Source organism: Streptomyces sp. NRRL WC-3549 (assembly GCF_000721935.1).
Taxonomy (GTDB): domain Bacteria; phylum Actinomycetota; class Actinomycetes; order Streptomycetales; family Streptomycetaceae; genus Streptomyces.
On sequence record NZ_KL585426.1, the window covers coordinates 74,790 to 77,199 of the forward strand.

The 2,410-nt window shown below is 71.6% G+C and carries 2 protein-coding genes and 1 pseudogene; 2 read left to right on the forward strand and 1 reads right to left on the reverse strand.

What is annotated here, in order from left to right; genetic code table 11:
• Positions 1 to 76: 76 nt before the first annotated feature.
• A pseudogene (locus IH13_RS38725) lies at positions 77 to 626 on the reverse strand (TetR family transcriptional regulator C-terminal domain-containing protein).
• 150 nt (positions 627 to 776) lie between these two features.
• Between IH13_RS38725 and IH13_RS0128755 the strand changes: the two are divergent.
• Positions 777 to 1,217 (forward strand): PPOX class F420-dependent oxidoreductase, encoded by a 441-nt coding sequence (locus IH13_RS0128755; protein WP_031088928.1) that lies wholly within the window; start codon positions 777 to 779, stop codon positions 1,215 to 1,217.
• 93 nt (positions 1,218 to 1,310) lie between these two features.
• Positions 1,311 to 2,410: MBL fold metallo-hydrolase (locus IH13_RS0128760; RefSeq protein WP_031088931.1), on the forward strand; the 1,100-nt coding region annotated here is incomplete at its 3' end.

The window sequence follows — 2,410 nt, forward strand, 5'->3', positions numbered from 1 at the left end:
AGCCGTAGCTGTAGCTGTAGCCGCACCTGTATTCGCCGCCGCATCAGGCCTGCCAGGCCGCGGGGCAGGGCGGGGCTCAGGCCGTCAGGACCGTGCTCTCGATCCCGAGTTCGCGGGCGAGCGCCTCGTCGGTCCACCGCAGCATGGTGGTGCGCGAGAGGGGGCCCGCGTACGACGTCATCTGCACGGCCAGGCCGTCCAGCAGGGCTGTCAGCCGCCAGGCCGCGGACACCGGGTCGTCGCAGCGGAACTCACCGGCCGCCGCGCCCTCTTCGATGACCTCGGCCAGCTCCGCCTTCCACTGCTGGTCGAGGTCGCCGGCGACCTCCCGCAGCGCCGGATCCCGTAGCGAGGCGGCCCAGCCCTCGATCCACAGCCGCCAGCCCTTGGCCTGACCCTGTCTCTAGATGTGTATAAGAGACAGCACGCAGACGGGCCAGGTCGGCCTCGGCCGCATAGGCGAAGGCCGCGGCCACCAATTTCTCCTTGGTCGAGAAGTGGTAGAGCACCAGGGCGTTGCTCACGCCCAGGACGGAGGCGACATCGGCGATCCTCACCGCGGACACGCCCCGCACCTCGATCTGTTCGACGGCAGCGCGCAGGAGCTCCTCGCGCCGTTCCGTCACGCTCAGCCGGACTCTTGCCACCCGGCCACCCTAACCAATGGGCCGATCCGGTCTCCGGCCGCCCGTACCCCGGTGACCGCGGCTCCCCGTCCGGCCCCTGTCCGGCCGCCCGATGCGGAATCCTGGGGCAGGCACGGACGTTGAGTCGGCATGAGCGACAACGACCCCGGACCTGAAGCCCTGCTCCGCCTCATCGGCGAACACGACGGAGGCGTGCTCGTCACCCTCAAGCGCGACGGCAGGCCCCAGCTCTCCAACGTGAACCACGCCTACTACCCCGACGAAGGGGTGATCCGGGTGTCGATCACCGAGGGGCGGGCCAAGACACGCAACCTACGCCGGGACCCCCGCGCGACGTACCACGTGACCAGCGACGACCGCTGGGCGTGGACCGCTGTCGACGCCACCGCCGAACTCACCCCGCCGGCCGCCGACCTCCATGACGGGACGGTGGAGCAGCTGATCACGCTCTTCCGCGACGTCCAGGGCGAACACCCCGACTGGGACGACTACCGCCGGGCGATGGTGCGGGACCGCAGAGTCGTCCTCACCCTCCGGATCGAGCATGTGTACGGTCAGCCGCGTGCCTGACCCGGCGCGGTACGGGGGCGGCGGCCTCCGGCCCGCCCTTCCGACGCGTCCCGCATTCCCGACCGAGCGACCCCGACCGACCCAGGAGCTGCTGTGACCGGCGCCGACAACCAGCCTTCCCTCCGTGCGAGACTCCGCTCGCTCCGCCCCGCGGCCTTCGGGGCCGATCCGGAGGGGGCCCGGATGGAGCGCATCCGCAATTCGCCCCACTTCGCCGACGGGGTGTTCCAGAACCCGGAAGAGGCCCGGACCGTCCCGTCCGGCTCCATGATCGACTTCGCCAAGGGGTATTTCCGCAGGGAGGCACGAGCCCGCAGAGCACCGTCCGGGGTCGTGCCGGTCCACGCGACCACCGTGGCCGACCTGGCCGAGCCGCCCGCCACGGGCCTGCGTCTGACCTGGCTCGGACACTCCAGTGTGCTCGCCGAGATCGACGGCGCCCGGGTGCTGTTCGACCCCGTGTGGGGGGATCGCTGTTCGCCGTTCCCCTTCGCGGGGCCCAAGCGCCTGCACCCGGTGCCCGTCCCGCTGGCCGCGCTCGGCTCCGTCGACGTCGTCGTCATCTCGCACGACCACTACGACCACCTCGACCTGCCCACGATCAAGGCCCTGGCGGGCAGCGGAACGGCCTTCGCGGTGCCGCTCGGAGTCGGTGCTCATCTGGAGCACTGGGGAATCGCCCCCGAGCGCATCCACGAGCTCGACTGGAACGAGACCGTGCCCGTCGCCGGGATCACCCTGACCGCCACTCCGGCCCGCCACTTCTGCGGGCGCGCCCTGCGCAACCAGCAGCACACCCTCTGGGCGTCCTGGGTCGCCGCCGGGCCGGAGCACCGCGTCTACCACAGTGGCGACACCGGCTACTTCTCCGGCTTCCGGGACATCGGGGCGGAGCACGGGCCCTTCGACGCGACCATGATCCAGATCGGCGCGTACTCGACCAACTGGCCTGAGGACCGGATGCACGGCAAGCCCGACCCGGGCGCCTGGCCCGACATCCACATGAGCCCGGACGAGGGCGTCCGGGCGCACCTCGACCTCCAGGGCGGTGATCCGGCCGCGGGCGTGATGCTGCCGATCCACTGGGGCACGTTCAATCTGGCCCTCCACCCGTGGGCCGAACCCGCCGAGTGGTCCATGCGCGCCATGGAGGCCGTCGGAGCGACGATGGCCGCACCCCGGCCGGGCCGGCC

Coding starts and splice junctions, on each gene's coding strand:
- IH13_RS0128755 (WP_031088928.1), top strand. CDS start 777: ATGAGCGACAACGACCCCGGACCTGAAGCCCTGCTCCGCCTCATCGGC.